This is a genomic window from Nostoc sp. CALU 546 (genome assembly GCF_048836525.1).
The window spans coordinates 1-22160 of the sequence record NZ_JAWJTF010000054.1 but is presented as its reverse complement, the minus strand read 5'-3'; the positions used below and the strand labels follow the sequence as shown (position 1 = coordinate 22160).

Sequence of the window (22160 nt, the reverse complement as noted above, 5' to 3'; positions counted from 1 at the left end):
TGGGCATGGGGCATTGGGCATGGGGCATTAGTCATTTAGTTTGGACAAATGACCAATGACTAATGACTAATGACTAATAACTAATAACTATTATCCTTTCCAACCTGCTGCGATCGCAGCTAAAATAGCGCTACCGAACGCTAATCTATACCAAACAAAAATCAAAGTGTTTTTGGTTTGTAAGTATTTGATCAAAAATGCAATTGATAGGTAGGAAAAAATAAAGGTTGAAATAATCCCGACAATTAACAATCCAACAATGTTATCTGGCAACTGTTGGGCTTGAAATAAATTGAATATTTTTAGGCTTTTATACAGGGTAGCAATGGTAAGAGTTGGAAACCCTAATAAAAATGAAAATTTCGCCGCTGTATCGCGTTCTAATCCTAAAAATAAGGCAGTTGTCAACGTTGAACCAGAACGAGAAACACCGGGAATCAAAGCAAGTGTTTGTCCCAGTCCAACTAAAATACCATCCCGAATCTGCAATGAATCGAAACCTCGCTTGCGAGTGCCAATTTTTTCTGCTAACCCTAGTAAAATTGCCATAATAATTGACATAATGGCAATTATTAATGCACTCTCCGGTAGAATATCTTTTAAAATAAAACCGGTAATTAAAGCAGGTATTGTTCCTACTGCAATACCAACAAGAATTTTCCATTCCTCACGTTGCCAGTCTTTCTCTTTCAGCGCTTCGATTCCACCTTTGACAATACTAGAAATTAGTGACCAAAAATACCAAACAATAGCTATAACACTACCAAATTGAATTGCATCAACAAAATCTTTAGAACCTAGCTCTTTCCAACCAAATACCTTTGTCACAATCAGAAGATGTGCAGTGCTGCTGATGGGCAAAAACTCTGTAATACCTTGAACAATACCCAAAATAAAAGCTTGAATAAACTCCATATGCAATTAATACCTTTTTTCTGTTATATACATAATTATTTAGATGATGATGTTCTTTTATATACTCTCAATAGCACCTAGTCTTGTAGAAAAGTCAATTTGACTGAATCAATAACATCATCGAAGACGCTGACTATGTTCTTACACCCATCTCAATAAGTCAACGCAATTTCGGAAATTCATCAAACTTTAATATTTAGTGGACTCATGACAGTTCACTTTTTAATTTTCAAATTTTACCGCTCATCTTTCAGTAATCGCTCATTCACAATGCACTACAGAGGAGTTCTGTAAATAGTACAACTTTGAATAAATTAAGTATGGCGCAGGACGTTTTGTTTCGTTTATGCCAGCGCTCCCCGAAATTTCAGTATAATTACAATGCCCTAGGGGGGGATTTTAAAGTGTGATATCTTAAATAAGATAAAGTTTAGTAACAAATATTAAAAACATTGATTAATAATACACTGTCCTCCTACACTGCTTCTACCCCTTCTATTGATACCGAGTTGGATTTGGCTGATACTGGGCAGAATGGTATCAGGCAACTGGAATCTACACTCTCTTTTTCTCCCTCTCTCCCTTTATCTACTTCTGAGCGACAAACTTGGTTGGTGTTTGCGGCAGCCGTGTTTTTGGTAACAGTGCCAGTATTTATAGAAGCGCCAATAGTGCGATCGCTACCAAATCTGAGTTTAGCGCTTACAGCATTTTGGGTGTGGCTAAGTTTTAGCTTAATGTCACGGACTGCAACCTACGTCTGGGGAGATTTACTCTTAGGATTTAGCGGGAGTTGGTTAGCAGGGGCGATTTACTGGGGCTGGTTACGTTGGGAACCTTTATGGCATCTGCCAGTGGAATCTATAGGTTTACCGTTTGCTTGCTGGTGTCTAATGAAGAATTGGGGCAAGGTAGGTAGCTGGTTTTATTTAGGTTCTTTACTCGGTACAGCTTTAACAGATGTATATTTTTATCTAGTAGATTTGATGCCCTATTGGCGGCAAATTATGAGAGTAGATGCAGATGTAGCACCGCAAATCTTACAAAATGCCCTCATGCAAGTACAAACACCCTGGGGACAAAGTTGGGCAATAATTCTTGCCTTAGTGCTACTAACAGTCGGGATTTTCGCTTTAGGTCGAAATCAAAGGCACTGGTATGCCTTTGGTGGCGCAGTTTTAAGCACAATTTTGGTAGATAGCCTATTTTTGTTAGCGGCGATCGCAGCCTGAAAAAGGCCGGAGGTTGTAATCATCGTCTAGCCTTCTCTTACCGAAACTTTTTCCAGCCCAGTCTACTAGTCTGGCAAATTCATATTGACCGAAGAAAGGCAGGAGGCAGGAGGAAGAAAATATATTTTTGCCCTCTGCCACTTTCTTTCCAAGCCCCTAAATTTATTTATGGGGATCACCTCCTGCCTCCTGCCTCCGTTCTCCTGCCTCCTTAAGCACTACTACGGCACATCAAAAATGAGGCTGTAGATAATTAATTGGTTAAGAAATATTACATAACAGTTCATCACCATCAAGCCTTCTTACTAGGGTTTTCGGTATTAGATATCTGACGGTTTTGTGTCTGCTTGGCAGGTAGAATCAGCCACACCGAAAAGATTTCGTCTAGCGGGGAATGCTACCAGGATGATGGATAGAAGGCGATTGTAGCTATGCAAGCACTCTGACCACGATGAATATTTTTGGCAAAATTCCAGTCAAACCCAGTAACAGTAAATATTGTGGATATTAATACGCTGTATATTAGTTTCTGATGACTGCTGTGTTAATTAAGCTATCAGCTTTTGTCCTTTGTCCTTTATCCTTTGTTCTTAGCGCTCTCACGTAGACGCATTAGCGACTTCCCGCAGAGTATGACTAACGACTAATGACTAATGACTAATGACCACTGTTAGCTTAAAAATTTTATTGCTGTTTGATGGAAAGAGGTAGAAAATCGTGAAAGGATTAGCGCGTTTATTAACAGTGTTTAGTTTGTTACTTGGTTGCTGGGGATGGTTGGGAACAACTCAGATAGCCCAAGCTGCTAGTTTCAACAGTTTTGCTTTTCCCCAAGTCCCAGTTCTGGCAATTGAGCGGCAGAATCGGGCAGATAAGAAGCTAGGAACGGAATTTGGTAAAAAAATTGATTTGAATAATACCAACGTCCGAGCTTTTCAACAATTTCCAGGACTTTATCCCACCCTGGCTAAGAAAATCATCATAAATGCTCCCTACAAAAATGTAGAGGATGTATTGGATCTTCCAGGATTGAGCGATCGCCAAAAACAAACCCTGCAAGCTAACTTGGATAATTTCACCGTGACAGAACTAGAGCCTGCCTTTAACGAGGGAGACGATCGCTTTAACAACGGCATCTACAGATAACTGTATATGCAGTAAATGTAGCAAATAGCAGCCCACTTCTGATTCTAAGAAGTGGGACATGATATGAGTTATGAGTTAGGAGTTATGAGTTAGGAGTTATGAGTTATGAGTTATGAGTTAAAAATTCAAAACTCCTCACTTCTAACTCCTCACTTTTAACTCCTCACTCCTCACTTTTAACTCCTAACTTCCCCATTACCTTGTCTCAGATAGATATTCCTAGCCAATTTGATGTCTTAGTAGTCGGTGCTGGTGCCGCCGGACTCTACACAGCGCTGTGTCTACCAGAATCCCTGCGAGTCGGCTTGATTACTAAAGAAACTGTTACTTTGTCCGCCAGTGATTGGGCACAAGGTGGCATTGCCGCAGCGGTAGCCCCAGAAGATTCTCCGACGCTGCACATTGAAGATACGATCCAGGCTGGTGCTGGTTTATGCGATCGCACCGCTGTAGAATTTCTCGCCCAACATGCCCCTAGCTGTATTCAATCCCTAGTTAACTTGGGGGTAGCTTTTGACCGTCAAGGTCAAGCCTTGGCTTTAACTTTAGAAGCCGCCCATTCTCGCCGCCGTGTTCTCCACGCTGCGGACACCACAGGGAGGGAAGTTACCACCACTCTCACCACCCAAGTATTACGTCGCCAGAATATTCAAGTCATTCAGCAAGCTTTAGCTTTGAGTTTGTGGATTGAACCTGAAACTGGTCGCACTCAGGGAATTAGCCTGTTTTATCAAGGTAAAATCACATGGGTAAAAGCTGGTGCTGTGGTACTAGCAACTGGTGGCGGCGGTCAGGTATTTGCCCAAACTACTAACCCGGCTGTGAGTACGGGTGATGGAGTAGCGATCGCATATCGGGCTGGGTCCATCCTCCGCGATTTAGAATTTGTTCAATTTCACCCCACAGCCCTCACGAAACCTGGTGCTGATCGTTTCCTAATTAGTGAAGCGGTACGCGGCGAGGGGGCACATCTTATCGATAATGAAGGGCGGCGTTTTGCCTTTGACTACCACCCTGCGGGTGAACTCGCACCCAGAGATGTGGTTAGTAGAGCAATTTTCAGCCATTTACAACGCACTGCCCTTGATCTGGCAACTGCTCATGTCTGGTTGGATATGCGCCCCATCCCCGCCGACAAAATTCGTCACCGCTTTCCCAACATCATCAAAGTTTGTCAACATTGGGGCATTGATGTCTTCCATGAACCAATTCCAGTAGCACCAGCGGCCCATTATTGGATGGGTGGAATTGTCGCGGATCTGATGAATCGCACAAATGTCCCCGGTTTGTATGCAGTGGGTGAAACTGCTAGTACGGGAGTACATGGGGCAAATCGCCTTGCTAGTAATTCTCTGTTGGAATGTATTGTGTTTGGCGCACAGATGGGCCAAATTGAGTTGGAAAATATTGGGCTACCGTCAGAAACACCAGTGCTACCATTACAGAAATTTAGTCCTGATGCCAGTGAGTGGCAGATCCAGCAAGCACAGCTAGAAGCACTCAGAGAGAAATTACCACGTCTAGTGTGGGAAAGTGCTGGTATTTGTCGGGAACAATCAAAGTTGGAAAGTGCGATCGCTACTATTGAATCTTGGCAGCAAGATTTTGCTACTTTGCCTTTAAGTCAATTCTTGCTTGCTTTACATCCAGCAGAACCAGCTAGTTTTGACCTACCGGATGTTGAACGGCAATTGGGACTTTGGGCAGAAACCCGCAATTTATTAGATGTAGCTGATTTAATTCTCAAAAGTGCTGCTTTTAGAACCGAAAGCCGAGGCGGGCACTACCGTTCAGATTATCCGCAACCAGACCCAAATTGGCAAGTCCACACACTTGTACAAACACATCATTGGTGGAAATCTACTATATAAAAACTAGACAGGTCTGGGTACTGAATTTGTCTAAGTACTGTTTCTACATCAACACTCCACAATCTAAAATCTAGAATTGCCATCAGCGAGTGCCGCTACCATGCTGACTATCTGGGCCACCATAATTTGGTGGAATATATGTGTCTTGTGTGTCTTGTGAATTTACTTTGTGGGCGATTAAGGTGTTGCTACTACTAGTAGTGGCAAAAGTATTAGCACTTGCAGTACTGAATACACCTGTGCAAACGGCAATTTTCGGTATAAGAATGTAAGCACCTATACAGAATATCATCAACTTTGTGATTCGGAAGTTAGTTTTCATCGCTGTCAGTAAATTTACTAATTTTTCATTTCAAATTTATTTTTCTTGTCTATCGTATATTTACTGATGTTTTTGAAAAAAATATTTTAACTTTATGAGATTATTACTGTTGCGTACAAGTAATTATGGTATCTAGTTGTAGATTCACTTTAAATAACTGGTATTAAATAGTCTCTATACTTAAGTAGTATGATTAATGAGCCGTTTTTACATCAGTCTAAAGTTAGATATGTTGATAGATTACTGTGAGCATTTTACCAAATTCATGATTTATTAATATTGCCTTTATGTTTGTTAAGTATAAGCACGATGTTTACCAAATCACTGCTTCAGGCAAATATTAAATAATACTTATTTTATTGTATAGCTCTAATTTGATTAGAGTAAAGAACTATAAAGATAAAACAAGATAGTTAGCATATTATAAGGATTTTTAAAATATGGAACAAAGAAACACCGCTATATTCCGATTCCGTAGAAGTATATTTTTTATCAGTAAAAATATTAACCAGAGTAAAAATCTAGTGGCTTGTAATTCTTAATTAATTAAGCAAACTCGTAGCGATTTTTACCCAGACGCTTGGCACGGTACATTGCTGCATCTGCCTGTTTCATCAAAGTTTCACTGTCTTGACTGTTGTACGGGTAAACACTAATGCCAATACTGGCAGAGACTCGGATTGTATAGCCGTCCAAAACAATTGGCTTGGTAATACTGCTTAAAATTTTCTCAGCGACTTTAGCAGCTATTTGAACATTAGGAATTGCCCGTAAAATCACAGTAAATTCATCGCCACCCAAACGAGAAACCGTATCACTAGAACGTAAAGAGTTGCTGAGTCTTCCAGCGATAGTCATTAGCAAGCGATCGCCAGTCTCGTGCCCCAGAGTATCATTGACTTGCTTAAAGCCATCTAGATCAATAAACAGCAGTCCCAGTAACAAGTTGTTGTGTTGCGCCCAATGTAATGACTCGTAAAGTTGTTCAGCAAAAAATTTGCGATTAGATAAACCGGTGAGGGGGTCGTGATACGCTAAATAACGTAAGTGGTCTTCTTTGAGTTTTAATTCATTGTTAGAGCGAAATAGTTCAGCAGCAGTACGCTTCAGCTGCTCCTCCATCAGCTTGCGCTGAGTAATATCTCGGATCACCCCAACTAAAAAGAAATTGCCAGCTGAGTCTTTGTGGAGCGATCGCTTAGTGGCAATTTGATGAGTCTTTCCATCTGCATTTGTAAATTCTTCTTCATGTTCCTGGGGTTGCTGAGTCCGAAAAACCAGATCATCCTGTTGTCGAAACACATCAGCTTCCTGTTTAGAGAAAAAGTCATAGTCTGACTTTTCAATTAATAACTTCTTCGGATAACCGATAAATCGACAATATGCCTCATTTAAAACAATCCACTGGTGTTGTTCATTTTTCACAAAAATTGGATCAGGAATCGTGTTGATGACGTGATGCAAAAATTCCTTAGAACGTTTCCACTCTTCCTGCATGTGGGCAATATGACTGATCATCCAAATAGCTGAACTGCCAAAGCAAAACAGTGAGGGAATGAGTGGTAGCCACCAACCATACAAGAAAGCAACGTATGCACTTAGGGTAAATACAAAGCAAGAAACTAGGATACTAAGCAGGCTCCTAGTTGCATGTTGCATCCGCCATGTCGTCACGGCTCCTAGATAAGACCAGACAAAAATCCACAAGTATTCCACCAAGTCAGTCCAGACTTTGAGTAATGGTCTTCCATCAACAGCAGCAGAGATTAACTCACTAATAAAATAAGCTTGCAGTTGAATACCAGGTACAGGCTTTGCCGTACCCATTAGACTGCTGGAGTAAGGAATGAATACAAAATCCTGAAGACTGGGTGCGGTGGAGCCAATAAGTATAATCCGATCTTTGATTAAGTTTTCTTGGACTTTATCTGCCAGTACATCTTTCATCGATACCTGGCGAAAACTACAAAATTCTCCAGATGAACTTTGACATTCAGGTTTGGGAAAATTAGTCAAAATTTGGTAGCCTCTAGCATTAGCTCCCACATAAGCACCATCATTAGCCTCAAAACGAGTAAATGCTGCCTTACCCAATTGCAAATACTCAGGATTACTTTTTGCTTTGCTAGGAGTAATATCTTCTGACTCTAAATACAACAAAGCCAGCTTCAGGGCAAAACTTTCGTGTACTTTATTATTGATATGCCAATATAACAAGCTGCGACGGATCTTACCATCAGGGTCATACAGTACGTTATTAAAACCCACTTGGTGGCGACTCAGCCCAGGTGGAGGTAAAACTCCAATGCTTTTATTTTTATCATTTGCCAGTAATTCAATCCCAACCAAGTTAGGCATTGACTTATAAGCATTACGCAGTTCCTTATTCCCAGGCTCCACTGGCAAATTTCTGTAGATATCTAAGCCAATAGCACGGGGTTTGTGGACATTTAATTTTTGCAACAACAGGGCAATTTTCGCATCTGGAATCGGCCATGAACCTACTTCGTCTAAATAGGCTTCATCAATCACTACAATCGTAATACGTTCTTCTGGCGGTTCATTTGGACGTAAGTGAAAAAATTGATCCAAAGCTGCCAACTCCAAAGATTGCAATAATCCGATGGAGCGCAAAAGTAGGACGCAGACTGCAACGCTGGCCGCAGTAATCAATTCTCTGTGTCCTCGACTAAGCGATTGTTTCAGTTCAAAGATTAACTTTACAAAACGCTTGCCTAGCTGCTGATTCATTCCCATTACCTAGTAGGCAGAAATATTCTCTATCTCCTCTAGCTATTAACTATCGGACTAACATAGCTCAAAGGGGAGCTAAATAGAGTTTCTAAGAGTTTTTTCAACTCAGCAAGGTTATTTAAGACATCGTAGTATTTGTGATGTAACACCATACATTGAGGCCAATTATCTGACCAAAGGGCAACCGGGACTTTTATGGCGATCAGCACAGATTAATAAATGCCGAAAACCTTGTCTGGTTAAGCTTACTCAATTAAAATTGCACATTTGTGATCAATTAGGTATTTTCCTGAGAATTATGGTAACTCCCAACAGATACACCTTTGGGTTCGGCGCTGACATGATTACATCCCAAGGTGGCTCCCAAGTGCTGTAAAAAGAAATTAAAGTATACATTGTTTTAAAGTAAAAATACTTGATTAATTTCCCTTAGCGTCAGGTGTTTGCAAATAAAAGCCGTAGGAAAATTGATAATTGGGTATCGGACAACGCTTATTATAAGAGAAACCAGGTGGGAAGAAGTAGGAATAAACTCTTACCAAAAACAAAAAAGCCAACTGGAAACAGACATTGCTGTATTCATCCAGTTGACTATTAGATGTAAACTACACCGTACAGCTAGGTTGGTGTAGGCTACTTAATGGATTGAAAACCGCAGATGAAGTCTCTGCAAGTCAATTATTTGAAATACTTGAAGTTACGAGGCCCTGTGTAGGCAGAAACTTTCGCTAGTTCCTCTAAGTTTTGAACTCCGCTATAGCTTTTACCATTGATAATCCAAGTGGGAAAGCCTTCAATTTTTGCGGCTTGACAAACTTCGGGTTGAGCTTTGAGTCCATCGGCAGCGCACTCTACCTTAATATCATTGTTGACTATTTCCTCAGCTTCTTTACCAAAAAGCAGCTTTTGTTCATGACAGTGAGGACACCAGTAAGCACTGTATTGCTTCGCGCCTACTTTCGCTAGATGGCTTGCTAAAGCTATTTCTGCTTCACCAGAAGTAGTGGTAATTTCCCAACCAAATGCTGGGTTAGGTTTTACATTGGGAGTAAAGGAAATTTTTACAGGTTGTCCAGGAGTTCCGGGTGTAACCTGTGATTGATTCACACCAGCATAGACGCCTAAAGTACCAATCAGTGTCACCATGCCGACAATCAGAGCGGTAAATAAGATTTGTCCAATATCTTCCCAAGTCCGGCCGAGAATCGTCAGTACCAAAAGACTGAGGGAGAACAAAGCTGAACCGATACAGTAAGGACAAACAGCTTTGATTTGAGATGCCAGCACGTACATTAAGTAGCCGCTAAAGACAGACATAGCGATCGCACCCACCAACAGCAACCACCATGTCCAATTTTCCAATTGTTTACGGCTATTGTTTTCCCCCGATTTAAATACCAAGGGAGCCAAAGCGAATACCACCATACTGATGTATGCCAAAAATCCAAACAAAGCTAACGGCTGACCAAAAACCGTTGCCCAAGGACTGGAAAGCACATCATTACAGCCCTTAGCACCAGCTTCTGCCACACAGGCGGCAGTGCCTCCGGTTAACTTTTCTATGGTGAGATAACCTGTGATCAGGGCACCACATCCAGCGATCGCGGCAATCAATGGACGTGACCATTTATGAATCCAAGGAGTAGAACGACGGCGAATCATAAATTGCTATTGGTTAATGGGCATTGGGCATTGGGCATTGGGCATTGGGCATTGAAAAGAGGCAGAGGGGCGGGGTGCTCTTAGCAGAGGGGAAAACTCTTCTCCCTTACTCCCTGCTCCCTGCTCCCTTGCTTCTTTCCCATTCCCCATTCCCCATTCCCCATTCCCCAATTAAGAATGTAACTTCACTTGTTCTGCTGATTTGCTTTCACCTTTGGAGTTCCAATTGCGACGGGCGGCTTCCACAAATTGACTGACGCGAATAGGGTCAATTGGTTGCTCTATCCGTCCGTGACGTTTCAGGGAACTGGAAACGATTACACCATCTGCTGCCTGCATCAATGTATCAATATTTTCCCAATTGGCCCCGCTACCGATGAACACTGGTGTGCCGTTTGCTGCGCCACAAGCTAGTTCCAAATCTTCTAAGTTAGGAGGACTACCAGTAGCCCAACCAGATAAAATCACTGCGTCTGCTAAACCTCTTTCAATGGTGTCTTTCACGGCGACTGTGAGATTTGGAGAACTCAAAGGACGGGCGTGTTTCACCAACACATCGGCCAGGATTTTAACATCAGAACCTAACTCCCGTCGATAACGGAGTAACTGATGGGCTTCTCCCTCAATTAATCCTTGGTCGGTTGCCATCACCCCTGTGAGGACATTGACGCGGATAAATTGCGCTTGCACACAGCTAGCGATCGCCATTGCACTTTTGCCATCGTTTCGCAAAACATTTAAGCCTATAGGCAAAGTCACCAAATTCTGTATCCGCTGCACCACAATGGTCATGGCACTCACAACCACTGGATCAACTTGGTTTTTGGTAAATGGCGCATCGAAAAAATTCTCGACAATCAGCCCGTCAACCCCTCCACTTGCTAAGGCTGCGGCTTCTTGTTCGGCACGATCAATCACTGCTTTTAGGCTACCTCCCCAACGGGGTGAGGTAGGCAGTGGTAGCAGGTGAACCACGCCAATAATTGGTGAGCGAGTTTTAAATATCTGATATAAGTCCACGTCTTTAATCCGCCTCGCGGAGTCCAGAGTCCAGAATTTTTTGACTATTGAACGCCAGTTCAACACCACTCCCCTGAACAGAGAAAATCTCTATAGGGAGGTGGCTCTTCAACGGGGAAAACCCCGCACGTGACTGGCTCCTCTTGACCCTTGACTCTTGACTTTTCATTAACTAGTCAAATGTGTTTTATGATAGTCGGTTTACTGCCTCCTTCCTAAGATGGAAATTGGCGTGAAACCTCCCATAAGATATGTTAAGATAAAACCTGGCTACAAGAGGAGTTTGCCACTCACTAGACGCAAGGCAGCTTTCCGTGGTTTAGGCGTCTCGTCCGCGCATTGTCGTAGGACTTGCCAATCGCCAGGTTAGCATTACTGCTTTATAGGCGTAGTCGCTTTCGTCGATTTCCCTGAGGGTAGCGACTTCTCACAACAAGCCCTTTGGGCGGCTTCCCGATGGGTAAATTAACAACGCACACGCTGTGGTAATGTAAAATACCAATAGGCGAATTGTTAAAAAAGATTACAAGTGTCAAATGTACCCAAAGACACTTCAATTTACCCTGGGGAACAGATTGATAAAAATATCATAACATGGCCTCTATTTTTATTTATTGATAGGGTCATAAGTCCACGGACAATTACTGACAGTGGAAATCTACTGCATACTGTTATCTGAAGGATAGTGATAGAAAAAAGCGAAATTAGCGCTGCAATGTTTGACTACAAGAAGAAAAAAATGAAGATATTTTCAAAATATGGGTGATAAGCCAACAATTGCCATTTCTCACCTGGGCTGCGAGAAAAATCGAATTGATACAGAACACATGCTGGGAATGCTCGTGGAAGCAGGCTACGGCGTAGATACAAATGAAGAGTTAGCAGATTACGTTATTGTTAATACTTGTAGTTTTATTGAAGCTGCGCGGCAAGAATCTGTCAGAACTTTGGTAGAACTGGCAGAGGCAAATAAAAAGATCGTAATCACTGGCTGTATGGCGCAACACTTCCAAGAACAACTTTTGGAAGAGTTACCCGAAGCAGTAGCCGTAGTGGGTACTGGCGATTATCACAAAATTGTAAATGTAATTGAGCGTGTTGAACTTGGCGAGCGGGTCAAACAGGTTAGTATCGAACCAACCTACATTGCCGATGAGACTACACCGCGCTATCGTACTACAACCGAGGGCGTAGCTTATCTACGGGTTGCAGAAGGATGTGATTATCGTTGTGCATTTTGTATCATTCCTCATCTTCGAGGGAACCAGCGATCGCGTACTATTGAATCTATCGTCGCCGAAGCGGAGCAGTTAGTTAGTCAAGGGGTAAAGGAAATTATTCTAATTTCCCAAATCACCACTAATTACGGTTTGGATATTTACGGTCAACCAAAATTAGCGGAATTGCTTCGCGCTTTGGGGAAAGTAGATATACCGTGGATCAGAATGCACTATGCTTATCCCACGGGACTAACCCCAGATGTGATTGCGGCGATCCAAGAAACACCCAACGTCTTGCCTTACCTGGATTTGCCCTTGCAGCATTCCCATCCAGATGTTCTCCGCGCCATGAATCGTCCTTGGCAAGGGCGCGTAAATGATGGGATTATAGATCGCATTAAAACGGCGCTACCAACAGCCGTAATGCGGACAACATTTATTGTTGGTTTCCCAGGAGAAACAAGCGAGCATTTTGAGCATCTACTAGAGTTCGTTCAGCGGCATGAATTCGATCATGTTGGTGTCTTCACCTTTTCCTCTGAGGAAGGAACCCCAGCTTACAAACTACCAAATCACTTGCCCCAAGAAGTGATGGACGATCGCCGATACCAACTGATGGAACTCCAGCAACCGATTTCTCAAAAGAAAAATCAACAGGAAGTAGGCAAAATAGTCGATGTCCTGATTGAGCAAGAAAATCCTGAAAGTGGTGAATTAATCGGTCGTTCAGGTAGATTTTCCCCAGAGGTTGATGGTCTGGTGTATGTCAAAGGCCAGGCAAGATTAGGAACCATCGTGCCAATAGCGATTCACCACGCTGATACATACGACCTCTATGGTCAAGTAGTCAATAACTAAATTGTCATTTGTCTTTTGTCCAAAGTCCATTTGTTAAATGACCCTTACAGATTCATCCTTATATTAAGGTCAATGCTGCATTAATAGCAGTTTTCATGAGGGTTTACCTGAAGTTCGGAGACTCACTCGTGAGCATAGTTTCTCCAAAAATTGAGGCTTTGCTATCGCCCTTGGCTCACTAACTAGCCAATAACTAATGACTAATGACTAATGACTAATGACTAATGACTAAATGACTAATCCAAAAATCCTTACAAAAAATTTAGGAGAATTAATGACTCTTTCATTCCAAGAACTAGGCATTTCCCAAGAACGTGTCGCACAACTAGAAAAAATCGGTTTTACCGAACCCACCAACATTCAAGTCCAAGCAATTCCCCAATTGCTGAATGGTCGTGATGTAGTCGGTCAATCTCAAACTGGAACAGGCAAAACGGCAGCATTTTCACTGCCAATTTTAGAGCGGCTAGATATTAATCAAAGAGCCGTACAAGCCATAGTTTTAACACCAACTCGTGAATTAGCAATGCAAGTTCACGATGCGATCGCCCAATTCATCGGTAATGAAGGATTGCGGGTGTTAGCAATCTACGGTGGTCAATCAATTGACCGTCAAATGTTACAACTCAAACGTGGCGTTCACATGGTCGTGGGTACTCCAGGACGGGTGATCGATTTGCTAGATCGCGGCTGTTTAAAGCTCGATCAAGTGAAGTGGTTTGTGTTGGATGAAGCTGATGAAATGTTGAGCATGGGCTTTATCGACGATGTGATCAAAATCCTCTCGCAAGCGCCCGTAGATCGCCAAACAGCTTTATTCTCGGCGACAATGCCACCATCGATTCGGATGTTGGTGAACAAGTTCTTGCGATCGCCTGCAACTGTCACCGTTGAGCAGCCAAAAGCCGCTCCCAACAAGATTAATCAAGTAGCTTACTTGATCCCCCGCCACTGGACAAAAGCCAAAGCTTTACAGCCAATTCTGGAAATGGAAGATCCAGAAACAGCTTTAATCTTTGTTCGCACCAGACGCACAGCCGCCGAACTCACCAGTCAGTTGCAAGGCGCTGGTCACAGTGTCGATGAATACCACGGTGACTTGTCCCAACAAGCGCGGGAACGGTTATTAATCAGATTCCGTAACCGTCAAGTTCGCTGGGTGGTAGCAACTGACATTGCAGCAAGAGGGTTAGATGTCGATCAACTCTCCCATGTAATCAACTTCGACTTACCCGATAGCGTAGAAACTTACGTTCACCGCATTGGTCGTACTGGTCGTGCTGGTAAAGAAGGAACAGCAATTTCTTTAGTACAACCATTTGAGCGCCGCAAACAGCAAACATTTGAACGTCATAACCGCCAAAGTTGGCAAGTACTGACGATTCCCACACGCGCCCAGATTGAAGCAAAACACATTCTGAAATTGCAAGAACTGGTGCGGGAAGCTTTGACAGGTGAGCGTTTGGCTTCATTCTTGCCCATTGTCAGCGAATTGATTGAAGAATACGATGCTCAAGCGATCGCCGCAGCTGCACTACAAATCGCTTACGATCAAACTCGCCCCGCTTGGTTGAGTTCAGATGTGGAAATTCCCCAAGAAGAATCCTCTGCTCCCAAACCCAGACTTGGCAAGCGTCGTGAATCATCTTCTAGCGATCGCCCCCGTGCTGCGTGGAAATCAGATAGCAGCAATGGTGAAGAAAGACATTCTTCTCCCAAGCCCAAACTACGGACAAGTGGACAGGATTCTTCTGCATCCCCTAGTAAAAAGATAGGTTCACCTATAGCTAGAGAATCAGCTTCTTAGTCAACAGTTAGAAGTTAATCAATTTTGGATTTTAGATTTTTAGATTTTTTCTTCAATCCAAAATCCAAACCTAAAATTGGAGAGTTGAGAGTTAGGAGTCAAGATTTTGACTTTGGCTCTTGACTTTTTGGCTTTTTGGGTAATTTTTTCTACTAGTTTGTAGGAAGATAAAAGAGGAGTCAGAATTCAGAATTCAGAATTCAGAATTGGTGAATACTCTACCCATAAAGGGATAAAGTAATAATCAAGGAAAAATATTTAATACTAGTTTCGCCCACCAGGGGCGTTAGCGTAGCGGGACGTTCGCGGTAGCGTCTCGTAGAGAAGTACGGTTTTAAACCAATATTCATAGAATTCATGCTGAATTCTGACTCCTGAGTTCTGAATTCTTCTTATAAATTACAGATGCATTCTTAGTGGTCTTATGTTCACTATTCCAGACTTAGAGCAATTACAAGCAGAGCATCCAGAATGGCAGATGGAGCTAGTAGACGGAAATATATTTCTTATGGGGCCATCAGATTATGAGTCAGAGGAAATTGGTGCTGAGTTAGTTAGACTACTCGGCAACTGGGTACGCCCACAAAGACTAGGACGGGTAACAGGTTCTAGCGCTGGCTTCATTTTGCCTACATTAGAAACTGAAAACGGGAAAGAAGCTGATAACGAAAAACGAAATCTCCGCGCTCCCGATGTGTCTTTTGTTCGTGCTGATAGACTGAAAACAAGCAAGCGCGACTTTGTAGAACTCGTACCTGACTTGATGGTAGAGATAAAATCTAAGTCAGACCAGATCAAACCACTGGTAGAAAAGATTCAGCTATTCTTACAACTCGGATCTACAGTTGGTATCCTGATTGATCCTGACAAATTGACGCTTACAGTTTATCGACTCAATCAAGAACCAATAGTTTTGCAGGATAACGATGAACTGACACTACCAGACTTATTACCAGGTTGGGAGCTAGTAGTGTCAGAAATTTGGCCTCCTGTGTTTGAGTAGTTCAAAAATACTACAGCCAAGGACGACTAACTAGTTCTAACTCTGCAACTTCATCGTCGCTCAATTTCCAGCCTAAAGCACCAGCATTTTGTCGCACGTGTTCGGCCGTTTTCACCCCAGCAATGGGAATAACGTTCCCCTGAGCAATTAACCAGTTGAGAGCAACTTGGGCAGGGGTGCGATCGTATTTTTCCCCGAAATTGCGTAGCAAAGATATCACTGGGGCAATTTTTTGCAGACCTTCTTTCTTAAATCGCGGGTCTATTTTCCTCGCACCAGTGGGGGTTTCAATACTCTCAATGCTGTACTTTCCAGTGAGTAATCCTTGTGCTAAAGGACTATAAGCCAAGATAGTCACACCCAACTCACGCGCAGTTGCGATAATACTTTGGCTTTCAACTTGACGACTGAGTAAAGAATAGCGCACTTGGTTCACAGCCAAAGGCACTCCACGGGTAGCCAATATTTGATGCGCGTCTCGCATTTGCTCTGCGGAGTAATTACTTACACCGACTGCGGCAATTCTGCCCCGCTTCACTTCATCTGCTAGGGCATTCATCAAAGTTTCTTGACTTAAAAAGAAGGCAAAAGGCCAATGCACTTGATACAGGGCGATTCGCTCTAATTGCAAGCGTTTGAGGCTAGCTGTTAAAGCATCAGAGACGGATTGGGCTGTAAATCGCCACGGTAGAGGGCCAAATTTTGTGGCAATTTGTACAGATTGTTGTGTCTGTTGCAGAAATTCTCCCAAAAATTTCTCTGATAATCCCATTCCGTAGACTTCAGCTGTATCAAAGAAGGTAATACCAGCTTCTAAGGCTGCGGTAAAGGCTTCTTGTAACTGTTCTGGGCCATAGCGATCGCCATAATTCCAAAATAGTTTATCACCCCAAGCCCAAGTGCCGATGCACAAGGGTGTAACAGATGGGCCATTTTGCCCCAATGTGATGTTTTCCACGGTTGCAAAATTTGATTTATTTACATTTCTTTACTTTTATAGTGTATCGTTATAGACAAGATTGGGTGCGATCGTCACCACTTGGCTACAACTTGTGTTGTGCGTAGGCGTAGCTCGTCGTAGACATCGCGCCTTGTATAAAAATTTAAAATCTGAATCAAACTCGCATAAACAAGATCCCCGACTTCTCCAAGAAGTCGGGGATCTGCGATCTGCAATTCTCACAAATCAAATAGGATTGCTATAGTTGAGTGTATTTACTTGTATTTATGAATTAGATGATTTATCCTGCTTGGCTTTTTTGATTAATTCCATGTAGACATTAATCTCACTAATTTCGATATCATGCTCAACTCTGGTTACTTTCCATTTCTCCTTTTTTAGGTAAACTTCCTCTCCTACTCTGGGAGTAAATTGAAGATCATAGAACTTTTTGAGAAAATCTTTTTGATTTTCTTCCCACAATATTACTTTGACTGGTTCTTTACTCATTGCTTATGCCTTTTTGGTTACTAGATGAAGCTAAGTATTTTGATGACATACATACGGCAAGTTTATCTTACTAATTCAATGGAATAGCGTAGTTAAAACCACATTTTAATATTGATATTTTTATCTGGCTTGATTGCACTCAATAAAGTTACAGTAGTGTAGGAGCAACATTAGCTCTTGCTATAGCAGATCATACAAAAATGAGAGCTTTTTTGGGATGTTTTGCTACTGCTTTAGTATCTATTCGTTCTGTAATTCCAGTAGCCAAATGGTCTGCTTTTCATCAAAGTTTAGCAGGAGAGGGAAGAAGTTTGCTGATTAGACTTAATTATAGTAACAGTGCCAATAAACCTGCTGAATTGGAAGAAATTGTAAAGGCTTACGAAAGAGCAATATTACATGCGAGTACAGACCAACCGACTGTTAATTCAGTTATTAGTCCTACACCAGATTCAATTGTCAGTCCAAACCCAGAAATAAATACTAAACCTTAATCCCAATAAAAATGCTTAATTAAATTTTTAAATTTTTTAAAATTCTATTTTAGTGTAACATCTATAGAAAAATTACTTATTAAATAGTTTAGCTATGACCACTTTTGTGTCTCCTCCAGATCCGAATTTTTCCTCTGCCAAAGCAATGGAACTGGCTCACCTCATTGAGCGAGCCTACCAACAATACGATTGCTACGATAATAAAAAGCCTTGGTTGCCTGAAGCAACCAAAAAGTTAGTTGGCTCTACAGCTTTCGTTACAAATGTTCAGGATCTTGATCAAAATAATTTTCAAGGCAAAGTGGAGTACGAAATTCTAGACATTTTAAAATTTACAGGTTTTTGGTGGACACAACCAGAAACTGTTCCCTTCGGTTTTATTGCAAAACGTTTGCCTAACCCTCCACAAGGTACAAATGAGGAGATTTTTGTTGTTTTCCGTGGTACACGCGAGTGGCAGGAGTGGTATCGTAACTTTGACTTCGCTCAGGACATATTTTTGGGGAAGGAGAACTTGGGCCAAGTAAGCAAAGGTTTTCATGTCATTTATACCCGTGCCATTCAACATGGAGAATTACTGCGCTATGAGTTCGACACAACTGGAAGTATCAAGTATAAGGACGATCGGGATTTATACTCACAGCTTCTAGAAGTTGTTAGGAGACCTACACAGGGAAATGAACGCGCAATTGCAGACGTTGTGTATCAAACGTTAACCCAACACTGCAAGCCAGGTCAGTGCAAAATTTTTGTGACAGGGCACAGCTTAGGAGGAGCCATAGCAACTTTAGCAGCACGTCACATTAAGGAGATAGGATACGATCTTGATCTCTACACATTTGCGAGTCCCCGCGTTGGAGCTCCAGATTTTGCTAAGGGGTTTCAAGGAATAAATTGCTATCGCATTGCTAATAGCGAAGATGTTGTTATAGTTGTTCCCGGAGGGACAGAACGAATAATTGGTGATGAGATGTTACAGGATGAAGGAGTATTGGGGGGATCTATGACAAAGGCACGCAGAAAGACGACTACTTTTCTTGACAAGCTAGTTGATTTGCTGCCAACTCCATTATTTGAACAGGTTTACCAGCATATTGGAACCCCTCTTTACTTCACGAACCAGACAGGGGCTGTTTCCTCTAACCACAATATGTTCCTGACTTATCGTTCAGCAATTCCAAATTAATGCACGGTAAACCTAAGCAAGAAGGTTGTATTGCAGATACCTAATTAAAAATGTACGTTATTCCACGGCGTTAAGGACATTTTTGGGCGAGTGTAGAGGGACTATGCAAATGTTAGAGACTGGAGTCCCCTGCTGCCAAGTTTCAACTCTGATGAAATCATGAGCATCTTAATTTGTCACATTTTGGCGCGATCGCTCTAGATACCATAAAAGGGCAATTGAGGATTTTAATCAAGCTCTCCTCATTTTGCCAAAATATGACAACAGACATGAAATGCCCATTCTATGTATTTTGTTGTGTGGCAAGCTGGACAGCTTCTATATCAACATTGAGATGTTGAGCAATCTCCTCCATACTCATCCCTGTTTTTAGTAACAGAGGGACGGTAAGTTTCAACATTTCAGTTTTCCGTTCTTCTCGACCCTCAGCTTTCGCTTCTTGATAAACTCTTGTTTGCTCCAAAGTCAATCCCAGCATAGCTATAACTTCCTCATTCTATGTGGTTGACTGTGCAGCGATCTGGACAGCTTCTATATCAACATTGAGGTGTTGAGCAATCTGCTCCACACTCATCCCTGTTTTTAGTAACAGAGGGACGGTAAGTTTCAACATTTCAGCTTCCCGTTGTTCTCGACCTTCTTCTCGACCTTCGGCTTTCGCTTCCTGATAAACCCTTGTTTGCTCCAAAGTCAGTCCTAGCATAGCTTCAACTTCCTCTCTACTCAATGAAGAAAACTTATAAACGGCGATTGTGGTGATGATGTCTAGTATTTCGTTTTGCGGCAGTGTGTCCGTTTCTTCTAATTTTACTCGCTCAATTAATTGCTTTGCTTGCTGTGCCATCACTTCATCCGATGCTAGAGTCAACTGCATCAAGTTGATACCTATTGGCTGCTGATTAGTCGCGCCTAACTCATCTAAATAAATTCGCTGCACTTGGTCGCTGTTGAGAAATATTCGATGAGTTTTTTGATCTCTTGGTTCCAATGAGCGTGATGAAAAAATTACTACACAGAACCAGTCATCGTATTGAGAGCGATTTCGGTTCAGGTACATCAGCGACTCGGTAAAGAACCGATGATAGAGGGCTTCATCTCTTTGGAATTGAACTTCAGCAAAAAAGATCACCTTGGATGTTGCATTCTCTGGAGGTAAAAATACACCATCGATGCGAAAAGCGGTTTCTTTGACTTCAAGTGATTCAAATCGATAGTTTTGCCCTTGCAGAGGAGGATTATCAACCAGTTCAAAGAGTAACCCTGGAAAGCGCTTAAAAATTTGATAGTAAATGGAGTCTCGTTTCACTACTTCATCCTAAAATTCTCTCGTTATGCGTAGGCGTAGCCCGTCGTAGACATCGCAGATTACAACCAAGCTCTAAAGATTAATCCTAACTTGGCTGAAGTTTATGCTAATCGAGGTGTATAATTATTTGCCAAATAACTGCGATCGATCGCCTCTGGCGGGACAAAACGCCATCGCAACTTCAACTTTTCGTTCGCTGATTTCGAGCGGGTAGGGTTTATCTTTATTAAAAGAGAGAAATTAAATCCTATAAACTATACGAAAAAGTAGCTATGGCAAGCGGTGAAGTATTTGATACCAAAACAAAATCCCTATCTGTGCCAAGAGTAAACCTGCTGACCATGTTCCGGCTGGGTTTATTTCAGATGGGGTTGAGCATGATGTCAATCTTGACTCTGGGGGTACTCAACAGAGTCATGATTCAAGAAATAGCAATTCCGGCGACGCTGGTATCAGTAGTTTTAGCACTGCCTTTATTTGTTGCTCCTTCACGGATCTGGTTTGGCCAGATTTCCGATGCTAAACCTTTATGGGGATACCACCGCACAGCTTATGTTTGGGTAGGCGCAGCAATATTTGCGATCGCAGCATTTTTAGCTGTACAAGTAATGTGGCAGATGAATCTTGCTGGAAATAGTTCAGGTGCTTGGGTATGGACAACCCAAACAATCGGTTGGACAGCACTTTTGGCTTTAGTTTTCGCTGTCTACGGTCTAGGAATTTGTGCTAGCGGTACTGCCTTTGCTGCTTTGTTGGTGGATATATCTGAAGAAGATAACCGTTCTAAAGTAGTCGGTGTGGTTTGGTCGATGCTAATGGTGGGGATTATTGTTGGGGCGATTATTAGTGCCAGCTTGCTGAAACAGTTAACGCCAGAAGCAACTGTAGAAACCTTGCAGCCAGCAATTAACCGATTGTTTACTATCGTCCCTGCAATTGTATTTGGTTTAGCGATCGCAGCAACATTCGGCGTAGAAAAAAAGTACTCTCAATACTCAACCCGTTCCACACTGGTGAATCGGGAAGATAGCATCACTCTAGGCAATGCTTGGAAAATATTGACAGCTAGCCCACAAACAGGTATATTTTTCACCTTTTTACTGGTGATGACTATCAGTTTGTTTATGCAAGACCCGATTTTGGAACCGTATGCGGGTCAAGTGTTTAAAATGCCCCTGGCGGAAAGTACCAAATTAAATATTTTTTATGGAACGGGTCTACTGATTGCTTACGGCGTTACGGGCTTTTTCATAGTCCCGCGTTTGGGTAAGCGCAGAACTGCACGTTTAGGCTGTATGTTGGTGGCATTCTGTGCAATATTGCTCGGCATATCAGGATTTACGGCTAATGCAGCAGTTCTCAAACTAGGTTTGGTCTTATTCGGTTTAGCCACAGGTTTCTTAACAACGGCTGCAATTAGCTTGATGTTGGATCTTACCGCAGCGGAAGCCGCAGGTACATTCATTGGGGCATGGGGATTAGCGCAGTCTCTTTCTAGAGGTGTGGCGGTAGTAATCGGAGGTACAGTTTTGGATATTGGACGCCAGCTGTTACCTAGCCCAGAGTTAGCTTATGGACTGGTATTTGCTCTAGAAGCCGTGGGAATGGTGGTATCGATTTGGTTTCTGAATCGGGTGAACGTTACAGAATTTCAAACAAGTGCCAAACAAGCGATCGCATCTGTTTTAGAAAGCGATTTAGACTAAACTGTATAGGGCATGGGGCATCCCTTCGACTTCGCTCAGGGCAAGTGGGCATGGGACAAATGACAAATGACAAATAACTAATGACAAATGACTAAATAACCAATGAATGATTTTTGGACAACAATTCTGGATTTTGCCCAAACTACCACTACCAGGGTGGGCAAGCAGCTATTGCAAGATTTTGGGCCCCCCCCCCCCCCCCCCCCCC

General features: G+C 42.3%; 19 protein-coding genes. 10 read left to right on the top strand and 9 right to left on the bottom strand.

Translation table 11 applies throughout. The annotated features are described in order from the left end of the window. Positions 1-90: 90 nt before the first annotated feature. Positions 91-915, bottom strand: a complete 825-nt coding sequence (locus RRG12_RS24010) for an undecaprenyl-diphosphate phosphatase (RefSeq protein WP_069069001.1) — start codon at positions 913-915, stop codon at positions 91-93. Positions 916-1367: 452 nt separating this feature from the next. On the opposite strand from RRG12_RS24010, the gene RRG12_RS24005 reads away from it, so the two are divergent. The 3 genes from RRG12_RS24005 (at position 1368) to nadB (ending at position 5164) form a co-directional block, all read left to right on the top strand. Continuing rightward, a complete protein-coding gene (locus RRG12_RS24005) occupies positions 1368-2147 on the top strand; it encodes a DUF3120 domain-containing protein (RefSeq protein ID WP_420760912.1) in 780 nt (259 codons plus the stop codon). A 717-nt stretch (positions 2148-2864) separates the two neighbouring features. Then, the gene (gene psbU / locus RRG12_RS24000; RefSeq protein ID WP_069069002.1) at positions 2865-3293 is read left to right on the top strand and encodes a photosystem II complex extrinsic protein PsbU; all 429 of its coding nucleotides are present in this window, start codon (positions 2865-2867) and stop codon (positions 3291-3293) included. A gap of 200 nt (positions 3294-3493) precedes the next feature. Beyond that, positions 3494-5164 carry an L-aspartate oxidase gene (gene nadB, locus RRG12_RS23995; protein ID WP_420760911.1) on the top strand — a complete coding sequence of 557 codons (1671 nt, stop codon included), beginning with the start codon at positions 3494-3496 and terminating at the stop codon, positions 5162-5164. An 82-nt stretch (positions 5165-5246) separates the two neighbouring features. On the opposite strand, the gene RRG12_RS23990 is transcribed toward nadB, so the two are convergent. From RRG12_RS23990 to btpA, 4 genes are all read right to left on the bottom strand, one after another. Beyond that, on the bottom strand, positions 5247-5486 hold the full coding sequence (locus tag RRG12_RS23990) for a hypothetical protein (protein WP_069069004.1): 240 nt from the start codon (positions 5484-5486) through the stop codon (positions 5247-5249). A 546-nt stretch (positions 5487-6032) separates the two neighbouring features. Beyond that, positions 6033-8237, bottom strand: a complete 2205-nt coding sequence (locus RRG12_RS23985; RefSeq protein WP_420760910.1) for a CHASE2 domain-containing protein — start codon at positions 8235-8237, stop codon at positions 6033-6035. 681 nt (positions 8238-8918) lie between these two features. Continuing rightward, the gene (locus tag RRG12_RS23980; protein ID WP_420760909.1) at positions 8919-9902 is read right to left on the bottom strand and encodes a vitamin K epoxide reductase family protein; all 984 of its coding nucleotides are present in this window, start codon (positions 9900-9902) and stop codon (positions 8919-8921) included. Positions 9903-10073: 171 nt separating this feature from the next. Then, positions 10074-10922: a photosystem I biogenesis protein BtpA gene (btpA, locus tag RRG12_RS23975; protein ID WP_069069006.1), complete on the bottom strand. Its 849-nt coding sequence runs from the start codon at positions 10920-10922 to the stop codon at positions 10074-10076. 758 nt (positions 10923-11680) lie between these two features. Here btpA and rimO point away from each other — a divergent pair. From rimO to RRG12_RS23960, 3 genes are all read left to right on the top strand, one after another. Beyond that, a complete protein-coding gene (gene rimO / locus RRG12_RS23970; protein WP_069069007.1) occupies positions 11681-13000 on the top strand; it encodes a 30S ribosomal protein S12 methylthiotransferase RimO in 1320 nt (439 codons plus the stop codon). Positions 13001-13274: 274 nt separating this feature from the next. After that, positions 13275-14807, top strand: a complete 1533-nt coding sequence (locus tag RRG12_RS23965; protein WP_420760908.1) for a DEAD/DEAH box helicase — start codon at positions 13275-13277, stop codon at positions 14805-14807. A 424-nt stretch (positions 14808-15231) separates the two neighbouring features. Beyond that, complete coding sequence (locus RRG12_RS23960; RefSeq protein ID WP_420760907.1) at positions 15232-15810, top strand: Uma2 family endonuclease; 579 nt, start codon at positions 15232-15234, stop codon at positions 15808-15810. 10 nt (positions 15811-15820) lie between these two features. Here the strand turns inward: RRG12_RS23960 and RRG12_RS23955 are convergent, their stop codons facing one another. Continuing rightward, positions 15821-16768 (bottom strand): aldo/keto reductase, encoded by a 948-nt coding sequence (locus RRG12_RS23955; protein WP_420760906.1) that lies wholly within the window; start codon positions 16766-16768, stop codon positions 15821-15823. 267 nt (positions 16769-17035) lie between these two features. Continuing rightward, positions 17036-17260 (bottom strand): hypothetical protein, encoded by a 225-nt coding sequence (locus RRG12_RS23950; RefSeq protein ID WP_109011393.1) that lies wholly within the window; start codon positions 17258-17260, stop codon positions 17036-17038. Positions 17261-17460: 200 nt separating this feature from the next. On the opposite strand from RRG12_RS23950, the gene RRG12_RS23945 reads away from it, so the two are divergent. Together RRG12_RS23945 and RRG12_RS23940 are read left to right on the top strand one after the other, a co-directional pair. Continuing rightward, positions 17461-17754 (top strand): hypothetical protein, encoded by a 294-nt coding sequence (locus tag RRG12_RS23945; RefSeq protein WP_420760905.1) that lies wholly within the window; start codon positions 17461-17463, stop codon positions 17752-17754. Positions 17755-17899: 145 nt separating this feature from the next. Beyond that, positions 17900-18940 (top strand): lipase family protein, encoded by a 1041-nt coding sequence (locus RRG12_RS23940; protein WP_420760904.1) that lies wholly within the window; start codon positions 17900-17902, stop codon positions 18938-18940. Positions 18941-19223: 283 nt separating this feature from the next. Here the strand turns inward: RRG12_RS23940 and RRG12_RS23935 are convergent, their stop codons facing one another. Both RRG12_RS23935 and RRG12_RS23930 read right to left on the bottom strand, forming a co-directional pair. Then, entirely contained in the window at positions 19224-19418 is a 195-nt protein-coding gene (locus RRG12_RS23935; RefSeq protein ID WP_420760903.1) for a hypothetical protein, read from the bottom strand. Between the two features lie 18 nt (positions 19419-19436). Next, the gene (locus tag RRG12_RS23930; protein WP_420760902.1) at positions 19437-20246 is read right to left on the bottom strand and encodes an Rpn family recombination-promoting nuclease/putative transposase; all 810 of its coding nucleotides are present in this window, start codon (positions 20244-20246) and stop codon (positions 19437-19439) included. 51 nt (positions 20247-20297) lie between these two features. On the opposite strand from RRG12_RS23930, the gene RRG12_RS23925 reads away from it, so the two are divergent. After that, positions 20298-20369: a tetratricopeptide repeat protein gene (locus RRG12_RS23925; protein WP_420760936.1), complete on the top strand. Its 72-nt coding sequence runs from the start codon at positions 20298-20300 to the stop codon at positions 20367-20369. A 149-nt stretch (positions 20370-20518) separates the two neighbouring features. Next, complete coding sequence (locus tag RRG12_RS23920) at positions 20519-21952, top strand: BCD family MFS transporter (protein WP_420760901.1); 1434 nt, start codon at positions 20519-20521, stop codon at positions 21950-21952. Positions 21953-22160 lie beyond the last annotated feature (208 nt).